Annotated in this window: 21 protein-coding genes; 19 read left to right on the forward strand and 2 right to left on the reverse strand. The window is 59.3% G+C overall.

The features are described from left to right. Positions 1–54: 54 nt before the first annotated feature. The 6 genes from HMPREF1257_RS03505 (at position 55) to HMPREF1257_RS03530 (ending at position 7,129) form a co-directional block, all read left to right on the forward strand. On the forward strand, positions 55–777 hold the full coding sequence (locus HMPREF1257_RS03505; RefSeq protein WP_023022362.1) for an HAD family phosphatase: 723 nt from the start codon (positions 55–57) through the stop codon (positions 775–777). A 43-nt stretch (positions 778–820) separates the two neighbouring features. Next, complete coding sequence (locus HMPREF1257_RS03510) at positions 821–1,084, forward strand: phosphoribosyl-ATP diphosphatase (RefSeq protein WP_023022360.1); 264 nt, start codon at positions 821–823, stop codon at positions 1,082–1,084. Positions 1,085–1,127: 43 nt separating this feature from the next. Next, the gene (hisG, locus tag HMPREF1257_RS03515; protein ID WP_023022358.1) at positions 1,128–1,973 is read left to right on the forward strand and encodes an ATP phosphoribosyltransferase; all 846 of its coding nucleotides are present in this window, start codon (positions 1,128–1,130) and stop codon (positions 1,971–1,973) included. A 111-nt stretch (positions 1,974–2,084) separates the two neighbouring features. After that, complete coding sequence (gene aspA / locus HMPREF1257_RS03520) at positions 2,085–3,644, forward strand: aspartate ammonia-lyase (RefSeq protein ID WP_023022356.1); 1,560 nt, start codon at positions 2,085–2,087, stop codon at positions 3,642–3,644. A gap of 360 nt (positions 3,645–4,004) precedes the next feature. Continuing rightward, the gene (locus HMPREF1257_RS03525; protein ID WP_023022355.1) at positions 4,005–5,312 is read left to right on the forward strand and encodes an anaerobic C4-dicarboxylate transporter; all 1,308 of its coding nucleotides are present in this window, start codon (positions 4,005–4,007) and stop codon (positions 5,310–5,312) included. A gap of 149 nt (positions 5,313–5,461) precedes the next feature. After that, positions 5,462–7,129, forward strand: a complete 1,668-nt coding sequence (locus tag HMPREF1257_RS03530; protein WP_023022353.1) for a formate--tetrahydrofolate ligase — start codon at positions 5,462–5,464, stop codon at positions 7,127–7,129. Positions 7,130–7,135: 6 nt separating this feature from the next. Here HMPREF1257_RS03530 and HMPREF1257_RS03535 read toward each other — a convergent pair whose 3' ends face one another. Continuing rightward, positions 7,136–7,963 (reverse strand): RecB family exonuclease, encoded by an 828-nt coding sequence (locus HMPREF1257_RS03535; RefSeq protein WP_023022351.1) that lies wholly within the window; start codon positions 7,961–7,963, stop codon positions 7,136–7,138. A 46-nt stretch (positions 7,964–8,009) separates the two neighbouring features. Between HMPREF1257_RS03535 and HMPREF1257_RS03540 the strand changes: the two genes are divergently transcribed. From HMPREF1257_RS03540 to HMPREF1257_RS03600, 13 genes are all read left to right on the forward strand, one after another. Then, the gene (locus HMPREF1257_RS03540; protein ID WP_023022348.1) at positions 8,010–9,263 is read left to right on the forward strand and encodes a M18 family aminopeptidase; all 1,254 of its coding nucleotides are present in this window, start codon (positions 8,010–8,012) and stop codon (positions 9,261–9,263) included. Positions 9,264–9,291: 28 nt separating this feature from the next. Beyond that, entirely contained in the window at positions 9,292–10,128 is an 837-nt protein-coding gene (locus HMPREF1257_RS03545) for a tRNA (adenine-N1)-methyltransferase (RefSeq protein ID WP_023022346.1), read from the forward strand. A gap of 82 nt (positions 10,129–10,210) precedes the next feature. Continuing rightward, positions 10,211–11,791 (forward strand): proteasome ATPase, encoded by a 1,581-nt coding sequence (gene arc, locus HMPREF1257_RS03550; protein ID WP_023022344.1) that lies wholly within the window; start codon positions 10,211–10,213, stop codon positions 11,789–11,791. Next, on the forward strand, positions 11,776–13,320 hold the full coding sequence (gene dop / locus HMPREF1257_RS03555) for a depupylase/deamidase Dop (RefSeq protein WP_023022342.1): 1,545 nt from the start codon (positions 11,776–11,778) through the stop codon (positions 13,318–13,320). The genes arc and dop overlap by 16 nt, the downstream gene beginning before the upstream one ends. 31 nt (positions 13,321–13,351) lie before the next feature. Continuing rightward, on the forward strand, positions 13,352–13,543 hold the full coding sequence (locus HMPREF1257_RS03560) for a ubiquitin-like protein Pup (protein WP_005279201.1): 192 nt from the start codon (positions 13,352–13,354) through the stop codon (positions 13,541–13,543). A 38-nt stretch (positions 13,544–13,581) separates the two neighbouring features. Then, positions 13,582–14,961: a Pup--protein ligase gene (gene pafA, locus HMPREF1257_RS03565; RefSeq protein WP_051138375.1), complete on the forward strand. Its 1,380-nt coding sequence runs from the start codon at positions 13,582–13,584 to the stop codon at positions 14,959–14,961. A gap of 35 nt (positions 14,962–14,996) precedes the next feature. Further along, entirely contained in the window at positions 14,997–15,983 is a 987-nt protein-coding gene (locus tag HMPREF1257_RS03570; RefSeq protein WP_023022336.1) for a YafY family protein, read from the forward strand. Positions 15,984–15,987: 4 nt separating this feature from the next. Beyond that, entirely contained in the window at positions 15,988–16,941 is a 954-nt protein-coding gene (locus HMPREF1257_RS03575; RefSeq protein ID WP_023022334.1) for a YafY family protein, read from the forward strand. A 114-nt stretch (positions 16,942–17,055) separates the two neighbouring features. Next, positions 17,056–17,325 carry a Sec-independent protein translocase subunit TatA gene (tatA, locus tag HMPREF1257_RS03580; protein WP_023022332.1) on the forward strand — a complete coding sequence of 90 codons (270 nt, stop codon included), beginning with the start codon at positions 17,056–17,058 and terminating at the stop codon, positions 17,323–17,325. Between the two features lie 127 nt (positions 17,326–17,452). Further along, positions 17,453–18,562, forward strand: a complete 1,110-nt coding sequence (gene tatC / locus HMPREF1257_RS03585) for a twin-arginine translocase subunit TatC (protein ID WP_232208515.1) — start codon at positions 17,453–17,455, stop codon at positions 18,560–18,562. A 21-nt stretch (positions 18,563–18,583) separates the two neighbouring features. Beyond that, on the forward strand, positions 18,584–21,400 hold the full coding sequence (locus HMPREF1257_RS03590; protein ID WP_023022327.1) for an RNA helicase: 2,817 nt from the start codon (positions 18,584–18,586) through the stop codon (positions 21,398–21,400). Between the two features lie 35 nt (positions 21,401–21,435). Then, positions 21,436–22,557: a Xaa-Pro peptidase family protein gene (locus HMPREF1257_RS03595; RefSeq protein WP_023022325.1), complete on the forward strand. Its 1,122-nt coding sequence runs from the start codon at positions 21,436–21,438 to the stop codon at positions 22,555–22,557. Beyond that, positions 22,558–23,304 carry an SDR family oxidoreductase gene (locus HMPREF1257_RS03600; RefSeq protein WP_023022323.1) on the forward strand — a complete coding sequence of 249 codons (747 nt, stop codon included), beginning with the start codon at positions 22,558–22,560 and terminating at the stop codon, positions 23,302–23,304. Here HMPREF1257_RS03600 and HMPREF1257_RS03605 read toward each other — a convergent pair. Then, the gene (locus tag HMPREF1257_RS03605) at positions 23,301–24,143 is read right to left on the reverse strand and encodes a hypothetical protein (protein WP_023022321.1); all 843 of its coding nucleotides are present in this window, start codon (positions 24,141–24,143) and stop codon (positions 23,301–23,303) included. The two genes, HMPREF1257_RS03600 and HMPREF1257_RS03605, sit on opposite strands and share 4 nt — an antisense overlap. Positions 24,144–24,205 lie beyond the last annotated feature (62 nt).

The following is a 24,205-nucleotide window of genomic DNA, read 5'->3' on the forward strand; positions in this document are numbered from 1 at the left end:
AATATCCCCCTCGTTGAGCCGTAGTTCTATGCCGGAATAGCCGGTGGAGTGTGTATGACCACAGTGAGTGATTCCCAGTCTTTGTCCCGTCCCGCGGCGATTTTCTGGGATATGGATGGCACCTTGACCAACTCGGAGCCCTTGTGGGGTGAGGCGACGTACTATCTTTCGGAAGTGCTGGGCAAGCGCCTGACAGCCAGACAACGCATGGATACGGTGGGGGCTACCTTTCCTACGACGCTGCGCATTTGCGCTGATAATGCGGGAGTTTCCTTGGGCGAAGGCGACGTCGAAGCCTATCGGCACAAGATGTTTGATTATGTGAAGACACTTTTTGCTGGCCGCCTAGAAATCTTTCCCGGGATCCCTGAGCTTTTAACCTCGCTTCGCCAAGACGGCATGCCGATGATGGTCACGACGAACACGGATCGCGACGTCGCGGACGCTGCCATCGCGGTAATAGGCCGCGAACATTTCGTGGACACTATTTGCGGCGATGAAGTTCCCACTGGCAAGCCCGCCCCGGATATGTACTTGGAAGCAGCCCGGCGCCTGCAGCTTGATCCAGCTCAGTGCCTTGTGTTTGAGGATTCCCCGGCAGGTATGCGCGCTGCCGTGGCCGCGGGATGCACCGTTATCGGTTTGCCCGAGGATGAAGGCGTGGAAGTGCCGGAGGGGGTAGTGGAGATTTCCCGGCTGCGCGATTCTCGCCACCTCGCAGGCGCGCGCCATGTAGATGTCTACGAGTGGTTCCGAGCTATCCAGGAAATGAAATAAAACCCTTCGCATTGACTGCTTACCTGTGGAACAATAGGTAGTTGTGAAGGATTTTGAGACACTTTTTGCTGAGCTACTACACAAAGCAGACCAGAAGCCAGAGGGCTCTGGGACCGTCCAGGCGCTGGAAGAAGGCGCCCATCATATTGGCAAAAAGATCATCGAAGAGGCGGGCGAAGTATGGATTGCCGCCGAATACCAGTCCGATGAGGAACTGGCGGAAGAAATGTCGCAGCTTATCTATTGGACGCAGGTCATGATGATCAAGCGCGGCCTGCGGCCTGAAGATATTTATAAATACCTATAACTTGTTGCCCACCTGCGGTGGAGCAGACTTCCTGGAGAACAGCATGATCAAAATTGCAGTACCAAATAAAGGTTCCCTATCAGAAGCGGCTTTAGAAATCCTTGGTGAGGCCGGTTATAAGGGGCGCGGCCACTCCAAAACGCTGAACGTGGTAGATTTGGACAATGGGGTGGAGTTTTTCTTCCTCCGCCCGAAGGATATCGCAATCTATGTCGCCCGCGGTGTGCTTGATCTGGGGATTACGGGGCGCGATTTAGCGCTCGATTCCAACGCCCAATTTAAAGAGGTCCTCTCACTTGGCTTCGGTGACTCAACATTCCGCTACGCCGCACCCCAAGGAGAGGGGTGGGATATCTCTCACCTGGAGGGCAAGCGTGTGGCAACGTCGTACCCGAATTTGGTCCGACAAGACTTGGCGGAGAAGGGGATTTCCGCCGATGTGATCCGCCTCGACGGCGCGGTGGAAATATCCATCCACTTAGGCGTAGCCGATGTTATTGCTGATGTCGTGTCAACTGGTACTACGCTGCGGCAGCAGGGTTTGGCGCCCTTTGGTGAGCCCATTGTGAGCTCGGAAGCTGTTGTCATTAAACGCCACGATGCAGAGGTGACGCCAGAAGAGCAGGTTGTATTGGGCCGCATCCAAGGTATTCTGCACGCCCGCACCTACCTCATGATCGATTACAACATTGCAGAAGAAAATCTAGATAAAGCAGCTGGTGTTACTCCGGGCCTGACTGGCCCAACGGTTTCACCGTTGGCGCGTCAAGACTGGGTGGCGGTGCGTGCGATGGTTCCGCAAAAAGAAGCCAACCAGATTATGGATCGACTTTCCCAACTCGGTGCGGAGGCAATTTTGGCTTCCGATCTCCGCATTGCCCGCTTTTAGGGGGAGTATTAAATTCTTGGTCGTCCCAACTGGGGCGAAACGTGGCTACCATTGGCGCTTGAGATTATTCACTCGGACATCATTCTCGACAGGCAAAGGAGCCGCGCCATCATGGCAAAGTCGTCTAAGAAAGAAGAAAAAGACACTAAGTCTGCCGCAAAGCAAGCGGAGAATAAGCAGGAGGATAAGACCACTCATTCTGCACAGAAAAAGGTAGCTGAGCAGAAGCAGCCAAAGACGTCGAGCAAAAACACTCGTACGGAAACCGATCTGATCGGTGACTTGGAAATTCCCGCTGATGCTTACTTTGGTGTCCACACCGTCCGCGCGATGGATAACTTCCAGATTTCCTACGTGACCATTAACACCATTCCGCACTTCATCCGCGGCATGGTGAAGGTCAAAAAGGCTGCCGCGATGGCCAACCGTCGCTTGCACGTGCTGCCAAAGAAGAAGGCAGAGGCCATCATGTGGGCCTGTGACCAGATCTTGGATGAGGGTCGCTGCATGGACCAGTTCCCGCTCGATGTATTCCAGGGTGGTGCCGGCACCTCGTTGAACATGAACACCAATGAGGTCGTTGCCAACTTGGCCCTTGAGCACTTGGGGGAGGAGAAGGGCTCCTACGACATCATCAACCCCAACGACGATGTCAACATGTCCCAGTCCACCAACGATGCTTACCCAACCGGCTTCCGGTTGGGCCTGTACGCTGCCATCGATGACCTCATCGTGCGCATCGACAGCCTGCGTTCCGCATTCCAGGACAAGGGTAATGAGTTCCAAGACATCCTGAAGATGGGCCGTACCCAGCTGCAGGATGCCGTCCCCATGACCTTGGGCGACGAATTCAAGGGCTTTGCTAATAATCTGAACGAGGAACAGGCCGTTCTGCGCGATGCACAGAGCCGCTTGCTGCAGATCAACCTCGGCGCAACCGCCATCGGTACCGGTGTTAACACTCCAGCCGGCTACCGCCACCAGGTAACCGCCGCATTGTCGGAGGTCACTGGCCTGGAGATGAAGACTGCGAGCGACCTTATCGAGGCTACCTCTGACTGCGGTGCCTACGTATTCTTGCACTCCGCCATCAAGCGCGCTGCCATGAAGCTGTCCAAGATCTGTAACGACCTGCGCCTGCTGTCCTCTGGTCCGCGCGCTGGCCTTGGCGAGATCAACCTGCCAGCCCGCCAGGCAGGTTCCTCCATCATGCCGGGTAAGGTCAACCCAGTCATCCCAGAGGTTGTCAACCAGACCTGCTTCAAGATCTTCGGCAACGACCACGTCGTGACCATGGCTGCAGAGGCAGGCCAGTTGCAGCTCAACGTGATGGAGCCGGTCATCGGTGAGGCGCTGTTCCAGTCCATCCGCATCATGGGCAACGCGGTTGATGCCCTGCGTGAGAAGTGTGTTACCGGCATTACCGCTAACGCCGACGTGTGCCGCCAGTACGTGGAGAACTCCATTGGTATCGTCACCTACTTGAACCCATTCATTGGCCACCACAACGGTGACGAGATTGCCAAGGAATCCCTCAAGACCGGCAAGGGTGTCAAGGAACTCGTCCTGGAGAAGGGCCTTCTGGATGAGGCAACGCTGAACAAGGTTCTGTCGGTAGAAAACCTGATGCACCCAGAGTTTCGCGGTCAGCTTTTCCTCGATGACAACTAAGTAAAGTTCGCGAGCCGGAGTGCTGCATGAGGTGGGCGATGCCCATCCTCATGGTGGTGCCCACCATTCCGCACACACCGTGCTGTTTTTTCCGTGGAAAGCGGAAAAGTACTCCATGGTGTGTGCGGTCTCTTTCGTGAATGCCTGAGCTAACGTCTCCCGTTTCCATAGTGCAGCGGCATGGAAATATACCGAACGGTTTATAACGCGAGGTAGAACACATGTGGGAAGCAACACAAACGGGCAGAATGCGTAAATAAAACAACATATTCAAGGCAAAATAGAAATGTAAGGGTGGTCCACGACCGGCATGCTGATGTGTGTCCACCACGTGTAGTTGAGAACGTGTGGAGTGTATCCATGGTTATTATTCATATTGTCATCGTTCTCGCGGCCATTATCTTAGGTGCGAGAATTGGGTCCATAGGCATCGGCATGGCCGGTGGCCTAGGCGTTCTCCTTTTGGGCGTTGCGGGAGTTCCCGTAACTAGGGAAGACATTCCGTTCGACGTCATCGCCATCATTATGACGGTGATCGCGGCCATCGCCGCGATGCAAAAGGCCGGCGGCATGGACTATTTGGTTCACGTGGCCGAGAAGTTCCTGCGCAAAAACCCCAAGAAGATTACGTTTTACGCACCCATCGTGACCTGGTTGATGACGGTCTTAGCTGGTACCGGGCACACCTCCTTTTCCACGCTGCCGGTCATCGTTGAGGTGGCCAAGGAAGGCAAGGTTCGCCCGTCGCGCCCGCTATCTATCGCGGTCGTCGCCGCGCAGATGGGTATTTGTGCCTCGCCGATTTCTGCTGCAGTTGTCATCCTGGCTGGTCTGCTTGAACCTATGGGGGTGGGGTACCTCCAAGTGCTCGGCGTGTTGATTCCAGCTACCTTTTTGTCCATCTTCCCCGCAGCTTGGCTGGCCAATAAGTTTGGTAAGGAGCTGGAAGATGACCCTGTGTACCAAGAGTGCAAGGCGCAGGGCCTGGTCAAAGAGCCGATTGGTGCTAGCAAATATGAGCCCAAGGAAGGCGCTAAGTCTTCCGTCGTTATCTTCCTTATCGCCATCGTTATCGTCATGGCATGGGCTACCATTTCTTCCGAACAAGTTGGGCTCATCACGGATCCAACGCTGCCGCGCAATGAGGCGATTATGACGGTCATGCTTTCGGCCGCGACGATCATCGTGCTCAAGACCAAGATCCCGGCCGCTGACGTCCTCAATACCCCGGTATTTAAATCGGGCATGTCCGCCTGCATCTGTGTGCTGGGTGTCGCGTGGTTGGGAACCACCCTTATCAACCACTACTTGGACGATATTCAAGCCTTGGCTGGTGACGTCATTGAAGCTTCGCCATGGTTGCTGGCAGTGGTGCTCTTCTTCGCCGCAGCCCTGCTGTACTCGCAGGCTGCTACCACCAAGGCGCTCATGCCCGCCGCGTTGGCGTTGGGAGTAAGCCCGGTTACCGCTGTGGCCGCATTCCCGGCAGTTTCTGCTCTGTTCATCCTGCCTACGTACCCCACGTTGCTGGCAGCAGTCGAAATGGATGATACGGGCACGACCAAGATCGGCAAGGCCGTATTCAACCACCCATTCCTCATCCCTGGCGTGGTCAGCATCGCCGGTTCCGTGCTCCTTGGCTACGCACTCGGCGCGGTAATCATTTAGCGAGTCCTCTAGCTTGCACTCCCAGTGGCGTCTTCTCCGCGGAGAGGGCGCCACTTTTATGTGGAAGCTCCACCATAAGAAATGTTCCGTCTCACACTTCATACCCCCATGCGACTTGGCTTATGCCAGAAATCGGTAGGGTAGGTGCCATGACTACGCAGCCATCCGATGTTGAAATCGCACAAGCCCATAACCTGCAGCCGATTGGGGAGATCGCAGCCAAAGCAGGCATCCCCGAAGATGCAGTAATTCCCTTTGGTTCCACGAAAGCCAAGGTGGATATCACCAAGGTGGACTACGCCAAAGACAAGCGCGGCAAGCTCGTGCTGGTGACAGGAGTCTCCCCAACACCTGCTGGCGAAGGTAAATCCACGGTGCTTATCGGCTTGACCGATGCGCTGGATCAGATCGGGAAGAAGGCTATCGTGGCCCTGCGCGAGCCATCCCAGGGCCCGGTCATGGGCATCAAGGGCGGCGCCGCGGGTGGCGGTTACGCCCAGATTGTGCCGATGGAGGATATCAACCTGCACTTCACCGGTGACTTCCACGCCATTGCCGCGGCAACGAATACGCTGGCTGCCATCATCGACAATCACATTCACCAGGGCAACCAGCTGGGCATCGACCCGCGCCGCGTCACGTGGCAGCGCTGCGTCGACGTGAACGACCGCGCACTGCGCAATGTGGTCACCGGGCTCGGCGGCCCTGCGCACGGCGTGCCGGCAGAAACGGGCTTTACCATTACAGCCGCCTCCGAGATCATGGCCATTTTGTGCTTGGCGACGAGCCTCGATGACCTCAAGCAGCGCCTAGGCGATATCACCGTCGGCTTTACCTATGACCAGCGGCCAGTGACCGCGCGGGAGCTCGATGCGGAAGGCGCGCTGACCGCGCTGATGCGCGATGCTTTGAACCCAAACCTCGTGCAAACTCTCGGCGGGGTTCCCGCACTCGTGCACGGTGGTCCCTTCGCCAATATCGCGCACGGCTGCAACTCCTTGCTGGCGACGCAGACCGCCCTGCAGTTTGGCGATATCGTGCTGTCTGAAGCCGGCTTCGGCGCGGATCTTGGCGGCGAGAAGTTTATGGATATCAAGTCCCGGTTTGGTGACCTGGACGTGGCCGGCGCGGTGGTTGTGGCGACGATCCGCTCGCAGAAGTACAACGGGGGCGTTGCCAAGGACAAGCTCACCGAGGAAAACCTTGAGGCGCTGCAGAAGGGCATCGTCAACCTTGAGCGCCACGTAGAAAACCTGCGCAAGTTTGGGATCAAGCCCGTCGTCGCGCTGAACCTTTTCTGGTCCGATACCGAGGCGGAGCGCCAGTTCATGCGCGATTGGGCTAAGGACTTCGGCGTGGCCCTGGAAGAGGCCAACGTCTGGGCCGAAGGCGGCGCAGGAGCGACGAAGCTGGCCGAGACCCTGTTGGAGAACCTCGAGGGCGGCGCGCAGCAGCTCTACGATCCAGAAGAAGGCATCGAGGCCTCCATCGAGACCATCGCCCGCGAGATCTACCGCGCAGACCGCGTGGAATACGGCTCCAAGGCCGTGAAGGACTTGCAATACATCAAGGACAATGGCTGGGATAAACTGCCCGTAGTCATTTCCAAGACGCAGTATTCCTTCTCCGATGAAGCAACGGCATTGGGTGCACCGGAAGGCCACACGCTGCACGTGCGCGAGCTACTGCCGCGCACCGGTTCCGGGTTCATCGTGGTGCTGACCGGCAACGTGATGACCATGCCGGGCCTGCCCAAGAAGTCGGCGGCCAATAATATCGACGTCGCCGCCGATGGCACGGTATCCGGACTGTTCTAAAAGGTTTTAATCCGCCGCGGAGCCCGGCCACCCCGGGTACTCCGGCGGCGTGCCGCCAAATTCGGGGCAGATCGCCTGATGCGCGCACCAATTACAGAGCTTGGAGCGCTTCGGGCGAAAATCCCCGGCGCGCCCATCGGCCTCAATCTTGGCCCACAGTTGGCCTAGATCGCGCTCGAAGTATTCGAGTTCTTCCTGGGTAGGAGCTAAAAACATCGAGTCCAGCACCTTGAGATACATCAGCCGCAGTTGGTGAGGGATGATGCCCAGCAGGCGCCAGTACACCAGGGCGTAAAAGCGCATCTGGAATTGGGCGCTCTGGGAAAACCGGGGTGCTGGTTTCTTTCCCGTCTTATAATCCACGACGCGCACCTCGCCGGTGGGGGCGCGGTCCACGCGGTCAATAAACCCGCGCACGGGTACGCCATTGGGCAGGACCGTATTGACATACATCTCGGTTTCTTGGCAGTCGAAGCCCTGCGGGTTTTCCATCTGAAAATAGCCCTTGAGCAGCTCGCGGGCGGCGACGAAGAAGTCATACGTCTCTTCTTCGGGCACGAGCTCGAGCAGTTCAGCGTCCTCTTCTGTCATCGCGGCCCAGCTCGGTTTGATCATCTTTACCGCTGCTGGGTAGGTGCGCTCTTCACGCGGGAGCTTATGCGTTTCTTCTAGGACCGCGTGGACCAGGGTTCCCTTAACTTGGGCGATGGTCTTGGGCTCGGGAATCTTGTCGATGGCCCGGAATCGATAGAGCAGCGGGCACTGCTGGTAGTCGGAGGCGCGCGAGGGCGACAGGGCAAGGGGACGGGGGCGGGGAGTTGATGTAGTAGCCATGGTGTATCTAGCCTATCGCTGATCGTTTCGTGGCAAGCTAGAAGGCATGAGTTATACCGATAAGTTCCTTGATTTCTTGGCGGCCTCGCCGTCGTCGTACCACGCCGCGCATGAGGTAGCGCGCCAGCTGCAAGAATTTGGCTTCCAGGTTCAGGATGAGCGCGAGGACTGGTCGGCCGCACCAGGCGGGCACGTCATGGTCCGCGGCGGTGCGGTTGCCGCGTGGTACGTGCCGGAAGGCGCCGATAAGAACTCCGGTTTCCGCATCGTTGGCTCGCATACTGATTCGCCGGGGCTGGCGCTCAAGCCCACGCCCGATTTTTCGGCTGTAGGTTGGCAACAGGTCGCGGTGGAAATCTACGGCGGTGCCTTGCTGCACACGTGGTTTGATCGTGAACTTACCGTCGCCGGCCAGGTGGTGACCACGGATGGGCGCCAGCACCTCGTGAATACGGGTCCAGTCCTGCGCCTTCCTTCGCTAGCCATTCACTTGTACCGCAAGGATGAGTTCAAGCCGGACCGCCAAAAGCACATGCAGCCGGTGCTGACGGTCGGCGATGAAGAGGCGTCGATCCTGCAGGTGGTGGGGGAGCAGGCGGGCATCGCCAAGCAGGATATTGCTTCCTTCAACCTGATTACCGCCGATGCCGCCCGGGGTGCCGTCTTTGGCGCGGGCGAAAAGTTTATCGCGGCTGGCCGCATGGATAACCTATCTTCGGTGCACGCCTCGCTGGAGGCCATGCAAAGCGCTGCGCAGGACTATGACGGCTCCGATATTTTGGTCATGATGGCCTTTGACCACGAGGAAGTGGGCTCGAGTTCCCGCTATGGTGCCGCCGGACCGATCCTGCAGGACGTGCTAACCCGCACCGCCCGCGCGCTGGGGGCTAATGAGGAAGAGCGATTCCAGATGTTCGCTCGCTCCAGCTGCGTGTCTGCCGATGCCGCGCACTCGGTGCACCCCAATTACGCGGATAAGCACGACCCCACCCACCAGCCGATCATTGGGCAGGGCCCAGTGACCAAGATCAACGGCAACCAGCGCTACGCCTCAGATGCACAGACGATTGCTCTGTGGGAGACCGCGTGTGCCAAGGGTGGGGTTCCGGTGCAGCGTTTCGTGGGCAATAACGATGTGCCGTGCGGCTCGACCATCGGCCCGATTACCGCAACGCGGCTGGGTATCGACACCGTCGATGTGGGCGTGCCGATGCTGTCGATGCACTCCGCGCGCGAGATGGTGGGCGAGCAGGACCAAATATGGCTCTCGCGGGCTCTTGAGGCATACTTGAAGGGTTAGTACCCACAACCTCGAGGAGTTTTGCGGCATGGCTTATTCTGGCCCCTTTTCCTATGGCGACCGCGTGCAGCTGACGGACGCCAAGCGGCGCCACTACACGGTCATTTTGAAAGAAGGAGGCCAGTTCCATTCCCATAAAGGCATAATCAACCACGATGACATCATGGGGATGGATGAAGGTTCCGTCATCGAGTCCACCCTGGGCTCGTCCTTCCTGCTCTTCCGCCACCTCATGGTGGATCACGTCTTATCGATGCCGCGCGGTGCCGCCGTCATTTATCCCAAGGACGCCGCACAAATCTTGGTCGAGGGCGATATCTTCATGGGCGCCCGCGTGCTTGAGGCCGGTGCGGGCTCCGGCGCCTTGTCGATGTCCCTCCTGCGCGCCGTGGGCCCCGAAGGCCACGTCTATTCCTATGAAATCCGCGATGATCACCTGGAGTACGCGGTCGATAACGTCGAGGAATACTTTGGCGCTCGCCCCGAGTGGTGGTCGCCGCGCCTAGGCGATCTCGGTGATGTCACCGCTGAGGACCTCGGTGGCCCCGTCGACCGCATCGTCTTGGACATGCTGGAGCCTTGGGAGAACCTGGAGACCGTGCGCGATCTGCTGATCCCTGGCGGCGTGTTCATGACCTATGTGGCAACGGTCCCGCAGCTGATGAAGGTCATGGAGGGCATCCGTGAGCTACAATGCTTTACCGAACCGAAGGCGTGGGAATCCCTCGTGCGCGAATGGAAGGTAGAAGGCTTAGCCACCCGCCCGGAGCACCGCATGAACGCGCACACCGCATTCCTAATTTGGACTAGGCGGCTTGCCGATGGCGTCACCCCACCGCGCCCCCAGCGCCGCGCCCGCAAATAAGGTGCACAGTTTTAAGTACACGGGTGTAATTAAATACTAAAGTGGCCTCGCTCATACCTTGTCGCGCGTTAAAGTGGTGTGCATGGATGAAGCCACGGATAATAAGCGGCAACTCAGCCAGCTTGCTGCGCGCAACCAAAAGCTGGTGGAGCTACTACAGAAATCGCGCGCCGAGCTCGAGCAGTTATTTGCTGAGGTCAATGCGCTTGCAGAGCCAGCCTCTACTTACGGCGTCTTTTTGGCCTACTCGCCGCACCAAAGCGAGGTAGGCACCACCGCGGAGGTCTATACCAACGGCCGCGTCATGCAGCTCAAGGTCTCCCCCAACGTGGAGCCGGGCAGCCTGCAGGTGGGCCAACAGGTTCGGCTGGGCGATGGCTTCGTGGTCGTCGAAGGCTGCGCCCCTACGAGCACCGGCGAACTTGCCACCGTGGTCGAGCGCTTGGACCAGCGCCGCGCCGTCGTGGCTAATTCCGCGGGGGATAACCGCGTCGTCCTGCTCGCACAGGCGCTGCAAGAAAGCGTGCGCGCGGGCGAGGTCGTGCTGCTGGATACCAAGGCTTCCGTGGCCGTGGAAAAGGTGGACCAGGCAGAGGTTTCCCAGCTTTCGCTGGAAGAAGTACCCGATGTGCGCTATGAGGACATCGGTGGCTTGAATGAGCAGATTTCGCAGATCCGCGATTCCGTCGAGCTGCCCTTTATCCACCCCGAGCTCTACCGGCAATATGGGTTGCAACCGCCCAAGGGCGTATTGCTTTATGGCCCACCCGGCTGCGGAAAGACGCTCATTGCTAAGGCCGTGGCGAACTCCCTGTCTACCCAGATGGGGGGAAATGGCTCCAGCTACTTCCTTAATGTCAAGGGCCCAGAGCTGCTGAATAAGTACGTCGGCGAAACCGAACGCCGCATTCGGCTTATCTTTGAGCGCGCCCGCGAGCTCGCCCAGGCCAGCGCGGATCGCCCCGTGGTCATCTTCTTTGACGAGATGGAATCCATTTTCCGCACCCGCGGATCCGGGGTTTCGTCTGATATGGAAACCACCGTCGTTCCCCAGCTGCTGACGGAGCTCGATGGCGTGGAGGGCCTCAGCAATGTGGTCATCATCGGCGCCACCAACAGGGAAGAGCTCATTGACCCCGCCATCATGCGCCCGGGCAGGCTGGATATGAAGGTGCGCATCAATCGCCCCACCAAGCGCGGCGCGCGCGAGATCTTCGCCCGCCACTTCGATCCCTCCATTCCACACGTGGGCGATATTGACGAGCTCATCGGCGATGCCGTAGATGAGCTCTATAGCGATAGGCCTTTTGCCCAGCTGCACTTTAGCAATGGGCAGCGCCAGGTCCTGCACTACCGCGATTTCGTCTCTGGCGCGATGATTGCCAATATCTTGGCCCGGGCTAAGAAGCTAGCCATCAAGGAGGCTTTATCGGACCACGGTGCGCAGCGCGCCGCGGAGGAAGGCGATGGGGGCGTTAAAGGGGGCATCGGCAAGCAGCACCTGCGTGCCGCCATCGCCGCCGAGCAGGCGGAATCGGAATACATGCCCACCTCAACCAACCCCGAGGAATGGAGCAAGATTGTTTCCGCGGATCACGGCGGATCGCGTGTGACCAGTGTGGAACTTTTAAGCGGAAGGAGCTGTACGTGGCCCGCGTGCTAGGAACGGAAACGGAATACGGCATTTCTACGCCGGATTCGCCGGAGGAATCCCCAATCATCACCTCGACCCACGCGGTGGTGGCCTATGCAGCGCTGTACACGGGCGCGCGTTCGCGCTGGGATTTTGCGGAAGAACATCCCTTGCGAGATTCCCGCGGTTTTGACCTCAAGCGCTACGATACGGTTCCCGTGGTAGACCCCAATGCGGTTGGTGTGGCCAATGTTGTCACCCCGAGCGGGGCGCGGTTCTATGTGGACCATGCCCACCCCGAGTACTCGGCGCCGGAATGCACGAATGCTTGGGACGCGACGCTCTATGACGCCGCCGGCGATCACACGCTACTGCAGGCCAGGGATGCCGTCGCTGAGCTGACGGAACAGGGAAAGTCCGTCTTGGCGGACCGGCAGCCGTGCTCGCCGCTGCGGTTGTACAAGAACAACGTTGATGGCAAGGGCGCCAGCTACGGTTCGCATGAAAATTATCAGTACGCCCGCAGCACCGATTTTTCGGTCATGGCCCAGGCGCTGATTCCCTTCTTCGTGGCCCGGCAGGTCGTTATCGGTGCTGGGCGCATGGGCCGCGGGGAGTTTGGGGAGGAACCGGGGTTCCAGATTTCCCAGCGCGCGGACTATATCGAGCAGGAAATTTCCCTGGAAACCACGCTCAACCGCGGCATTATCAATACCCGCGATGAGCCCCATGCCATCCACGATGACTTCGGCCGCCTGCACGTCATTATCGGCGATGCGAATATGTCGCAGACCTCGACGCTGCTGAAATTGGGCATGACCTCGCTGGTGCTCGATGCCATTGAGGCCGGCACGGACTTTAGCGATTTGCGCCTTGCCGATGCCGTCGCGGAGGTGCCCCTGGTAAGCCGCGACCTCGAATTGCGCCACCAGCTCACGCTTGCCGATGGCCGCGAGCTCACCGCCCTCGAGCTGCTCGCCGAATACCGCCGCCGCCTGCAGCCGGAGACTTCCGCCGACCACAAGGTGCTGGCGGCCTGGGACGAGGCGGTAGGGCTGCTTGCCGATGACCCCCTCAAGGCCGCCCACCTCCTAGATTGGGTGGCCAAGTACCGGTTAATCAAGAGCTACCTCGACCGCGGCATCGCCCCAGATGACCCCAAGCTGCGCCTTATCGACCTGCAATATGCCGAAATCGATCCGGCGAAGTCGCTGCACTATGCGCTGGTGCGCAAGGGCCAGATGCGCCAGCTCTTTAGCGCCGAGGACCTGCGACGGGCCGCGGCCGAGCCGCCTACCGACACCCGTGCATATTTCCGCGGGCGCATAACGCAGAAATTCGGCGAAGATATCATCGCCGCCAGTTGGCAAAGTCTCACCCTGCGCTGTGGTAACACAGGCGGGCCATCTCGAAACGGAGTCTGGGCTACCGTGGCCATGGATGATACCCGTGGCCTCACCCGTGCGGACTGCGAAGGCATCATCGAGGGCGCCAGCAGCGTAGAGGAGTTACTTGAAGGGCTTGCTGCCATCGGCATCCAGCCCGAGTATCGTAAGTAATGATCACCTAATATGAGGAAAGGATGACACCGTGTCCACTTCGAATCGCCAGGTCAGTAGCAATAATGGGGGAAATGGCCCCGAGTCAGAGGAAGAATTTACCGCTACCCAGCTCAATATCAACACCTCCGGCACCGATGATCTCTTGGATGAGATCGATGGCCTGCTAGAAAATAACGCGGAAGAATTCGTCCGCTCGTACGTCCAAAAGGGCGGACAGTAGGCGTGGAATCCACCCGTCCCGTTTTTGCTCGGCGGATCATGGGCATCGAAACCGAGTACGGCCTGTCCACGGCGACGCCGAAGAGCCAGCGGGCATTAAGCCCCGATGAGGTTGCGCGCGTGCTCTTCCGGCCGATCGTGGAAAAATACGCCTCGTCCAATATCTTTGCCACCAATGCCAGCCGCCTGTACCTCGACGTCGGCTCGCACCCTGAGGTAGCCACCGCCGAGTGCGATAGCCTCAGCCAGCTCATCGCCCATGAATGCGCCAGTGACCGCGTGATGAACCGCCTGGCCCTGCAGGCGGAAGACGCTTTGGCCGAAGAAGGAAACGAGCGCGCGGTCTACCTTTTTAAGAACAACGTGGATTCCGCCGGGCACTCCTTTGGTTGCCATGAGAATTACCTTATTAGCCGGCACATGGTGCTCAAAGACCTGGGCGTAGCGCTCTTGCCGTTCTTGATTACCCGCCAACTTATCTGCGGGGCGGGAATGGTGCAGCCTGCCAAGGGCGACCAACCCGCGCAATTCCTCTTATCCCAGCGCGCCGATCAGGTATGGGAGGGCGTATCGTCCGCGACCACCCGCTCCCGGCCCATCATCAATACCCGCGATGAGCCGCATGGGGATTCCAAGCGCTTCCGCCGCATGCACATCATCGTTGGCGATTCCAATATGGCAGAACCCACCATCGCATTGAAGGTCGGCTCCACCCTGCTCATGCTGGAGATGCTGGAGGCGGGCTTCGAGCTGCCCGAACTCGAGATCGCAGATCCAATCCACCACATCCGCTCCATCGCGCGCGATGTGACTGGGTCCACGCCGCTGCCGCTTGTTAGCGGGGGAACCATTACCGCCTTGGAGGTCCAGCAGCAGCTTTGCGCGCGGGCCCGCGATTGGCTCGCCCACCGCGAAGACGCCGGCACGCCCACGGCAGAATTGGAGCGTGTGGTTGACCTGTGGGAGCGCATTCTGCGCGCCATCGAGACCGGAGACTTTTCTGGGGTGAACCGCGAGATCGATTGGGTCATCAAGCTCGAGCTGCTCGAGCGCTACCGTTCCCGTTTGGGCGGTGACTGGGCGCATCCGAAACTGACGCAGGTTGATATGACCTATCACGATATCCGGCCGGGGCGAGGCTTATACGACGTCCTGCTGCGCCGCGGAATGGTCGAGCGCTGGATCGACGATGAGTCCATCGAGCGTGCGGTATCCGCCGCGCCGCCGACCACGCGCGCGGCTTTGCGCGGAAAGTTCCTAGCTGCGGCCGAAGAATGCGGCGCGCACGTGACCGTGGATTGGACGCGGCTGAAGGTTAACCGCCCAGAACCGCGCACCGAGGAACTGCTCGATCCCTTCGCGTCCACCGATCCGCGCGTTGAGGCATTGCTAGACTATATGCACGATAATCACGCCTAGGGCGTGCACATTGAGCACTGGGGAGAGTAGACAACGTGGTGGCATCACGATCCACGCCGAGCCGGCAGGATGCGGCGGTAGAAAGGCTCACCAACCTATCCTTTGCGCTGCAAGGAGCGGCGAATTCGGGTGGTTCACCTGACCGCTCCGCGGCCTGGATCCGCAGCCACGTCGCAGGTTATAGCGATAAGTCCGACGAGGCTTTCACCAAGGCACTGGGCCGCGATATCGCCACCTTGCAACGCGCCGGAGTCCCCATCGTGCACACCGGTGGGGAAGACGGTGTCTCGTACCGCCTCGACCAAAGCAATTACCAGCTCCCGCCGGTGGAATTTTCACCGGAAGAAGCGATGGTGCTTGGCATCGCAGGGGGAGTGGGAACCCCTGGTGGATTGAGCGATTTCTCCCTGTCCGGGTGGACCAAGATTGCCGCTTCGGGGGCCTCCCGCAACCTGGAGGGTGCCCCCGTATATACCGCGGTCAATGACATCACCCGGCTCGCCCCCGAAGTCATCACCTTCGTCCTCGCCGCCGTGCGAAATAAAGTGCGCATCACCTTTTCCTACCGCCCCCATCCGGCGGCTGAGACAGTGCGCCGGACCATGGATCCCTGGGGAGTGGTCAACCACCAAAGTCGCATTTATATTGTTGGCTTCGATGTTGACCGCGCAGCCCCGCGCGTCTTCCGGGCCTTAAGGCTTTCCGATATCAAGCGGTCCCACCAGCCGGCTGAGCACATCGAGCCGACGGTGGACATCGACAAGCTCGTCAAAGAGGCGCTACAACGCGGCGAAAAGGTGGATGCGACCCTGTATATTCCAGAGGGTCAAGCCCAAGAGCTAGAAAGCGTGGGCACGCGCACCGCCGATGGCACCGTAGTGCTTACCGGGGTCCAGAAGGATTGGTTGGTGCGCAGCGCAGCGGGCTATGCCCCAGAAGTAAAAGTGCTCGATCCCCCCGAGGTGCGCACTGACATCATTAATCTATTGCGCGCAGCCGCCAACCACAATGGAGCTGAGTAAACCAATGGCCGATGGATCTCATAAACTGCAAGCGCTCGTCCGGTCGCTCAACCTCATCCCGTATTTTCAAAACCATCCGGATAAAACCCCGATGGAGGCGGCCGCGGATTTGGGGATGGACCCAGGAGAGCTAAAAGATGCCGTGGACCGGCTATTTTGCTCTGGGACTGGCCGCAATACCGAAGAGCTCATCGATCTCTCTTTCAGCTACCGCGATGGGGTCACCATCTACAATGACCAAGGCTTGGGGCAAGCATTGCGGCTTACGCCGACTGAGGCGGGCGCGCTCTTACTTACCCTAGAATCCCTCGAGGCTATGCCTGGGCTGCTGGATGCGCGGGCGATTAAGACGGCCGCGGAGAAATTGCGCTCCATTATGGATGAGCGCACGCTGAGTATCTATGACACGTTATCGACGGTGGACCCGCAAGAATCCGATATCCAGGCAACCTTAAACCGCGGGCTCAATGAAAAACGGCGCATCCGGATGCGCTATTGGAGTGCTTCATCTAATAAGGAAACCGAGCGCCTAGTTGATCCGGCTCGGATCTTCATCGTGGATGCCGAGCCTTATCTCGCGGCATGGGAAGAAGAAAAGCAGGGGCATAGGACCTTCCGCATCGACCGCATCAAGCATGCCGAGTTGACCGAGGAAACTGCTCATCCGCGCCTCAAGGAGCTGGATTTCGACGCTGCAGCACCCTTTAATTTAGGTACGGCGGATTCCGTGGAATTAATCATTCATGAAGAATTCACTTGGCTTGCAGAATACTACGATATGCAACTAAGCAAACGCCTAAAAAACGGCACTGTAGCTGCAACGATGCAGGTAGGATCGGTGGATTGGCTGGTTCGTTTCGCCCTCGGGCAGGCCGATAGGTTACGCGTTATAGCCCCTCAATCTATTGTGAATCTCATTGCGGAACGCGGAAATGCCGCGTTGAAGGGCTATACTTAAAATTCAGTTACTGCACGCACATGCGTCTTAAAATTGCCTCGCGAATTCTCCCCGCGAAGGGAGAGAGCGCGGCGGCCATCTGGCGCAGGCAAAGAAGAACCGAAAGAGGATCTTATGACCTTAGGACCATTGGAAATCGGCCTGATTGTTCTCGTCATCATCTTGCTATTTGGCGCGAAGAAACTGCCCGATCTTGCTCGTTCCATGGGCCGCTCGATGCGCATTTTCAAATCTGAGGTCAATGAAATGCAATCGGAGGACACCAAGCGCTCTGAGGCTCAAGCTCAATTGAGCCAGAAGCGCCAGCAGTCCGATGAGGAGTTCTGGAACCGCCCGGATATGCAACCTGGCCACCAGCAGGGAAACACTTCTTCTCAGAATTAGCGCCTTCTGCCTGCTAGAAATGCGAACACGCTTTGCTTATGTACTCGCCAGCCGTGCCGGCGCGCGGCATCCAGATACCGAGTGAGCAGGGTAGTGTTCGCTCTTGTGCGTTGAAAGAGCCAAATTGATGTCCTCACAGTCCCACCCTGTCGGTGAACAAGGATCCCGCGTGCGCCGCAAGCGGCGAGGTTTTTCACGCAAGCCCAAGAATCCAACGGGCGAGATGACCTTAGTGCAGCACCTGCAAGAGCTGCGGCGAAGGATCATTATTTCCTTGTTGGCCTTGGTTATCGGTGCGATCATCGGTTTCATTTGGTACCAGCAGGCGCCCTTCCGGATTCCGCCGCTGGGAGAAATTCTGCGCGAGCCTTATTGCTCATTGCCGGAAGATAAGCGGGCCAATTTCAATAACGATGGCGAATGCCGCTTGCTTGCCACCAGCCCCTTCGAGATGCTCATTTTGCGTCTGAAGGTCGGTGCTTTGGCCGGTACGGTGATTTCGTCCCCTGTCTGGCTCTACCAGGTGTGGGCATTCATTGTCCCAGGCCTGCATAAGAACGAGCGCCGCTATACCTTGAGCTTCGTCGTTGTGGCCGTCTCACTCTTCCTGGCGGGCGCCGTCTTGGCCTACTTCATCTTGTCCGTGGGCTTGGAATTCCTCATTGGTATCGGCGCTGAGTATCAAACCGCAGCATTAACCGGTGAGCGATATTTTTATTATCTTTTGGCGATGTTGCTCATCTTCGGCATCAGCTTCGAGGTTCCACTTTTGGTGGTCTCGCTCAATCTCATTGGTATCTTGGAATACAACCACGTCAAGGACAAGCGCCGCATTATCATCGTCGTGGTTATGATCTTCGCTGCTTTGGTGACGCCAGGCCAAGAACCGTTTAGCATGCTGGTCTTATCCGCCTGCCTCTTGCTGCTTATCGAGATTGCCTTCCAGTTCTGCCGCATTCACGATAAACGCCAGAACCGGCAGCGCCCTGAGTGGATGGATCTTGATGATGAATCCGCGTCCGCGCTTGATGAGGGCCCCACGGGCGTGGGTGGACCCGCGCCTGTCGATGCCCCATCGGGCGTGTATGCCTCCCCAAAGCCCACGGCACCTAGCGCGTCATCGCAGACTGTCCGCGCGGAAAAGCGGGCGGCGGATAGCACTTCGCAGCAGGCTGGGGATCGCAAGGGGCCGCCACGGCCTACCGATGAAGGCGGCTTTTTCGACGATGTGCTTTAAGCACGGGTAGCCTTGTGAGATATGACTGAAACTCACCTGGATACCTTCGCTGCCGGCCTCCCATACCCCTTGGATGAGTTCCAGGTGCAGGGGTGTGAGGCGGTAGAAAGTGGCCAAGGTGTGCTCGTCTGCGCCCCTACCGGCGCAGGTAAAACCGTCGTTGGCGAGTTTGCCGTTTCTTTGGCCTTAAGCCGCGGCACGAAGTGCTTTTATACCACCCCGATTAAGGCGCTGAGCAACCAGAAGTACCACGACCTCGTCGCTGAGCACGGCGAGGATGCCGTTGGTCTGCTTACTGGCGATGTCTCTATCAACTCGGACGCCGAAATCGTGGTGATGACCACTGAGGTGCTGCGCAATATGATCTACGCGGATTCGCCCGCGCTGGATAGGCTTACCCACGTGGTCATGGATGAAATCCACTTCCTTGCAGATGCCTCCCGCGGTGCGGTCTGGGAAGAAGTCATTTTGAACTTGGCGGATCACGTTTCCATCATTGGTCTATCTGCCACCGTGTCCAATTCCGAGGAATTCGGTGAATGGCTCGCTACCGTCCGCGGAGATACCTCTGTCATTGTGACCGAACACCGGCCGGTTCCGCTCGATCAATGGATGATGTTGGGCCGCAAGATTTATCCGCTCTTTGAACCGGAATCCGGCGGCCAGGTCAATTCTGAGTTAGAGCGCCGCATTCAGCGCTTGGAGGCGGGCGATAGCGATGATGCGCGCGCGGACTATAAATCCGGCAAGGGTTTTCGCGCGAGGGCGCGCCACAAGGGCGGCGGGCGCAGCGATTTTCATGGGAAGGCCGGCGGTCGTTCCGGTTCTTCTCGCCCGCAGGATCGCTACCGTCCCTTAGGGCGCCCGGAGGTGCTCAAGGTGCTGCAATCGCAAGATATGCTGCCCGCGATTACCTTTATTTTTTCCCGCGCCGGTTGCGACGGCGCGCTCTATCAGTGCCTGCGCAGCAGGATGGTGCTGACGACGCAAGAAGAAGCAGAAGAAATCAAGGCCATCGTCGATGCCGGCGTCGAGGGCATCCCAGAAGAAGACCTCCAGGTCCTAGACTTTCGGCGGTGGCGCGAAGCGCTCTCGCGTGGTTTTGCTGCCCACCACGCAGGGATGCTGCCGGCATTTCGCCACATCGTCGAAGAACTCTTTGTTCGCGGCTTGGTGCGCGCCGTATTCGCAACAGAGACCCTTGCCTTGGGCATTAATATGCCCGCCCGCACGGTGGTGCTCGAAAAGCTCATTAAGTTTAATGGCGAAGCGCACGTGGACCTCACGCCAGGCCAATACACGCAGCTGACCGGGCGTGCTGGCCGGCGCGGAATCGATACCCTGGGCAACGCGGTCGTGCAGTGGGCGCCTGCTATGGATCCGCGTTTTGTCGCAGGTTTGGCTTCGACGCGCACGTATCCGCTCATTTCTACGTTTGCGCCGGGCTATAACATGGCCATTAACCTGCTGGGCATGCTCGGTTTTGAAGACTCGCTGCGGCTGCTGGAAAAGTCCTTCGCACAGTTCCAAGCCGATGGCTCCGTGGTGGAAGAAACCCGCGAATTAGAACGCGCGGAGCATCGCGTGTGCGAGTTGCGGGAGCAGCTTGACGATGCCGTCGATGCCCTCGCACCACCGGCCAAGGACGGCGAGGATCCCGCCGAGGTGCTCATGGATTATATCCGGTTGCGCCGCGAGCTAACGGCAGAAGAAAAACAATCCAAGGTTGATAAGGAACACCAACGCACCCAGGAAGTAGTCGCGGTGCTAGCCCGCCTGCAATTGGGCGACGTCATCGCGATTGCCGGAAAGAAACGGCCCACCCTTGCCGCGGTGGTCACCCCGGCCAACCAGACTGAGGATCCACGTCCGTGGGTGACCACGGAATCTGGGTGGTCTGGGCGCATCGATGCCACCGGGATTAGCAATCCACCGATTCAGCTGGGCCGTATTAAGATCCCGAAGCCGGTGCGGAAGAATCCGCGGCGCAATACCAAGTACATCCAGGATGTCTTCCGCCGCGAAAAGTTTGATCGTCCGAAGCGGATGAAGTCGAAACCACGCCTGCGACCAAATAAGCGGGTGGGCGAGTTGCGCGATGCCATTCGCGAGCACCCTGCGCACGACTGGCCCGCCACCGACAGGGAGCAACTGGCCGGCGTGGCACAGAAGTTGGCGCGCCGCGAGCGCGACCTCGAAAAGCTGCAGACCAAGGTGAATAAGGCGACCGATACTTTGGGCCGCACCTTTGAACGCATCGTGGATCTGCTCGCGGAGATGGACTATGTCGAGTTCTCTGGTGCCGGCAGCGATCGCACGCCGGTCATCACTGAGGAAGGCGAGCGCCTGGCAAAGATTCATAGCGAATCCGATCTGCTCGTTGCCCAATGCCTGAAGCGAGGCATATGGGATGAGCTGGATCCGGCGGAGTTGGCCGGCGTTGCATCTCTGTGCTGCTTTGAAAATAGGAAGGCCACTGGGGGCCAGCCGGAAGCCGCAACGGATCGCATGGCCGATGCCATGAATGCGACCTGGCGCATCTATACCGAGCTCAGCGCGGATGAGCGGCGCCACCGCCTGCCCCCAACGCGCGAGCCGGAAGCCGGTTTTGCTCTGGCCATTCACCAATGGTCAGCGGGTGCGCCCTTGGGCTATTGCATGGCGGCGGCCAATGAGGCGGGCGCGGAGCTTACCCCCGGTGACTTCGTGCGGTGGTGCCGCCAAGTTGTGGACCTCCTGCAGCAAATCGCCAAGACTGGCTACGATGGCCAGATTCAGCGCAACGCGCGCCGCGCAATCGATGCCATCCAGCGCGGGGTCGTCGCGATCGGGGCTTAAGCTAGCCCGGCCTGCTGGCTAGTAGACTGAGGTGTATGACTACTCAGGCTTTTTCTCCCGAAGTGTATTCGCGCCGGCTCGCGGCCGCGCAAGAAGCGGCCACCCAGCAGGGCATTGACCTTTTGCTGATTGGCACCGGCCCCGATTTCGCCTACCTGACCGGTTCGTGGGTATCGTCCCACGAACGCCTGACGGTGTTAGCCGTTCCCCAAAGCGGCACGCCGTGGATAGTCTCGCCGAATACGGATATCACGGATATTAAATCGGCGCCCGTCGGCAAGCTCGATGTGGAGCTGCGCGGGTGGAATGACGGCGATAATCCCTACGAGCTCGCCCTCAAGGGCGCTGCGCCGATCAAGAAGGTCGCTCTGGGCCAATCCCTGACTGCGGACCACATCCTGCAGTTCCAGGCGCTCGTGCCCGAGACGGATTATGTCCTTGCCACCTACGCGCTCGCGGAGCTGTTTACCCGCAAGGATGAGGCGGAAATCGCAGAGCTGCGCAGGGCCGGCCAGGCCATCGACGCCGTGCACGCCCAGGTTCCTGGGCTCCTGCAGCCCGGCCGCACCGAGGCCGAGGTGGCGCACGAACTGGAAAAGCTCATCCTCGAAGAACATTCCATCATTGACTTTGTCATCGTGGGCTCTGGCCCGAATGGCGCCAATCCGCACCACAGCTTCTCTGACCGGAAGCTGGCTGCGGGCGAGCCCGTCGTCGTGGATCTCGGAGGCACCTTGCCCTCCGGCTACCATTCCGATTGCACCCGCACCTACGTCGTAGGCGGCGATCTTAGCCAGGCACCGCAGGACTTCCAGGACGCTTATGCAGTGCTTTACGATGCCCAAGCGGCCGCCCGCGCCGCCGCCAAGCCCGGCAGCACGGCCGAAGAAATCGACGCTGTTGCGAGGAAAGCTATTGCCGATGCCGGCTGGGGCGATAAATTCGTCCACCGCACCGGCCACGGAATTGGTCTCTCGACCCACGAGGAGCCCTTCATCATGGAGGGAAATGACCTAGCGCTGGAAGAGGGGATGGCCTTTTCCATTGAGCCGGGTATTTACCTAGAAGGCCAGTGGGGCATGCGCCTAGAAGACATCGTGGTACTTACCAAGGATGGATACGAGTCCCTCAACGTCGTTGAACGCGAAGTGCGCTAAGTGGCTGGCGTACTGATCCTAGGCGGGCGCAGCGATATCGGCGGTGAAATCGCCCGTCGCGTGGCCTGCGGCAACGACATCGTCCTCGCCGCGCGCGGGACGCACGGGCTTCAGGAGGTAACCTCTCAGCTAGAGGCCGCAGGTGCACGCAGCGTCCACCAGCTGTCCTTTGATGCGGAGGATTTCTCCCAGCACCGCCAGATCTTTGCCGAGGCCAAGGAACGCGTCGGCGCCATTGAGCTGACTGTGGTCGCCTTCGGCATCCTAGGGGATCAAGATAAGGCGGAAACCGATCCGTCCCACGCAGCACAAATCGCCACTATCGACTACACCGCCCAGGTCTCCGTGCTAACGGTGGCGGCGCAGTCGATGCCGCGCGGCCATATCGTGGCCTTTTCCTCCATCGCTGGCTGGCGGGCCCGCCGCGCCAATTATGTCTACGGTTCCACCAAGGCCGGGCTGGATGCATTTTGCCAGGGCCTTGCGGATAGGTTGCACGACAGTGGGCTTGGGTTGATTACCGCGCGCCCCGGGTTCGTCATTGGGTCCATGACCCAGGGGATGAAACCAGCGCCGCTATCGGTGCGGCCAGGCGATGTCGCCGATGCCGTCGTTGCCTGCATAGACAACGACGACCGCCGCGGTCAGGCGCGCAGCCACACCTTGTGGATCCCGAAGGCCCTGCAAGCCTTGGCCTGGGTCATGCGGTTGGTGCCCCGGCCCGTGTGGCGGCACATGCCGCGTTAGCCGGCCTCGCCCTCCCGCAGCAGGGGCGAATTGATGTCGAAGATGAAACCGCGCGGGGCGAGCACGCGGAGGACGACCTCGGCATCGCCCTCTGCGATGTCGTGAAAGACGAGACCTCCCCACGGGGTGACCGTGATGGCCACCTCGAGCTGGCCGATGAGCTGCGCGAACTGCGCCGGGATGGCGCCTTGGTAGACCCCCGCACCAAGGTTGACCACGCCTTCTGCCTGGTGCTCATCCAACCAACCAATGGGCCCAGGTTCTGCGGCGAGTTCCGCACCAGCCGCCCCGGTGGCCTTCGCCTCAGTGCCTTTTGCTTCGGTACTCCTCGCCTCGGTGCGCAAGGCACCGAGGCGCTGGAGGTGGGTTGCGGCATCGGCAAGCGAGAGGCCCGCGGTCGGGCTGTTAGTGGCGGGGGACTGGGTGATGTTTAAGGTGGCATCGTCAAGCAGCTGCATACTAACCTGCGCGGCAGAGGCCGGCAGATCGTCGGCGTCAGTGGTAATCGCGAGCGACTCCAGGCCCGGCTGTTCGGTATTCAGGTGCGTGGTCAGCTGGCGCGCGGCTTGCTTCGCGGCGGCAGAAAGGGGAGAGGCCAGCACAGGAATGTGGAAGCTCTGCAGCTCTAATTTATCCAGCTCCGCCGCAAGCTGGGCCTTGTCTGTAATTCCCCGCAACTCGATGGCGGAATTAGGGCTAATGTAGACGCTGCCATCGGCCCAGTGCGCCGCGCAATAACCCAAATGGATCCAATCATTAGGGCTGGTAAAACCGCCCACAACGTGCAGGCGCAGGGAAGTGCCGGACTCGGGATGCTGGAAAAATTTGGGGTAATGCATAGCTTGCCAGTGTAGCCGGTGAGAAGCCCTGCGCTGGGATCGAGTGTTGCCAGCATATCGTC

The sequence above is a fragment of the Corynebacterium sp. KPL1814 genome, from assembly GCF_000478175.1.
GTDB lineage: Bacteria > Actinomycetota > Actinomycetes > Mycobacteriales > Mycobacteriaceae > Corynebacterium.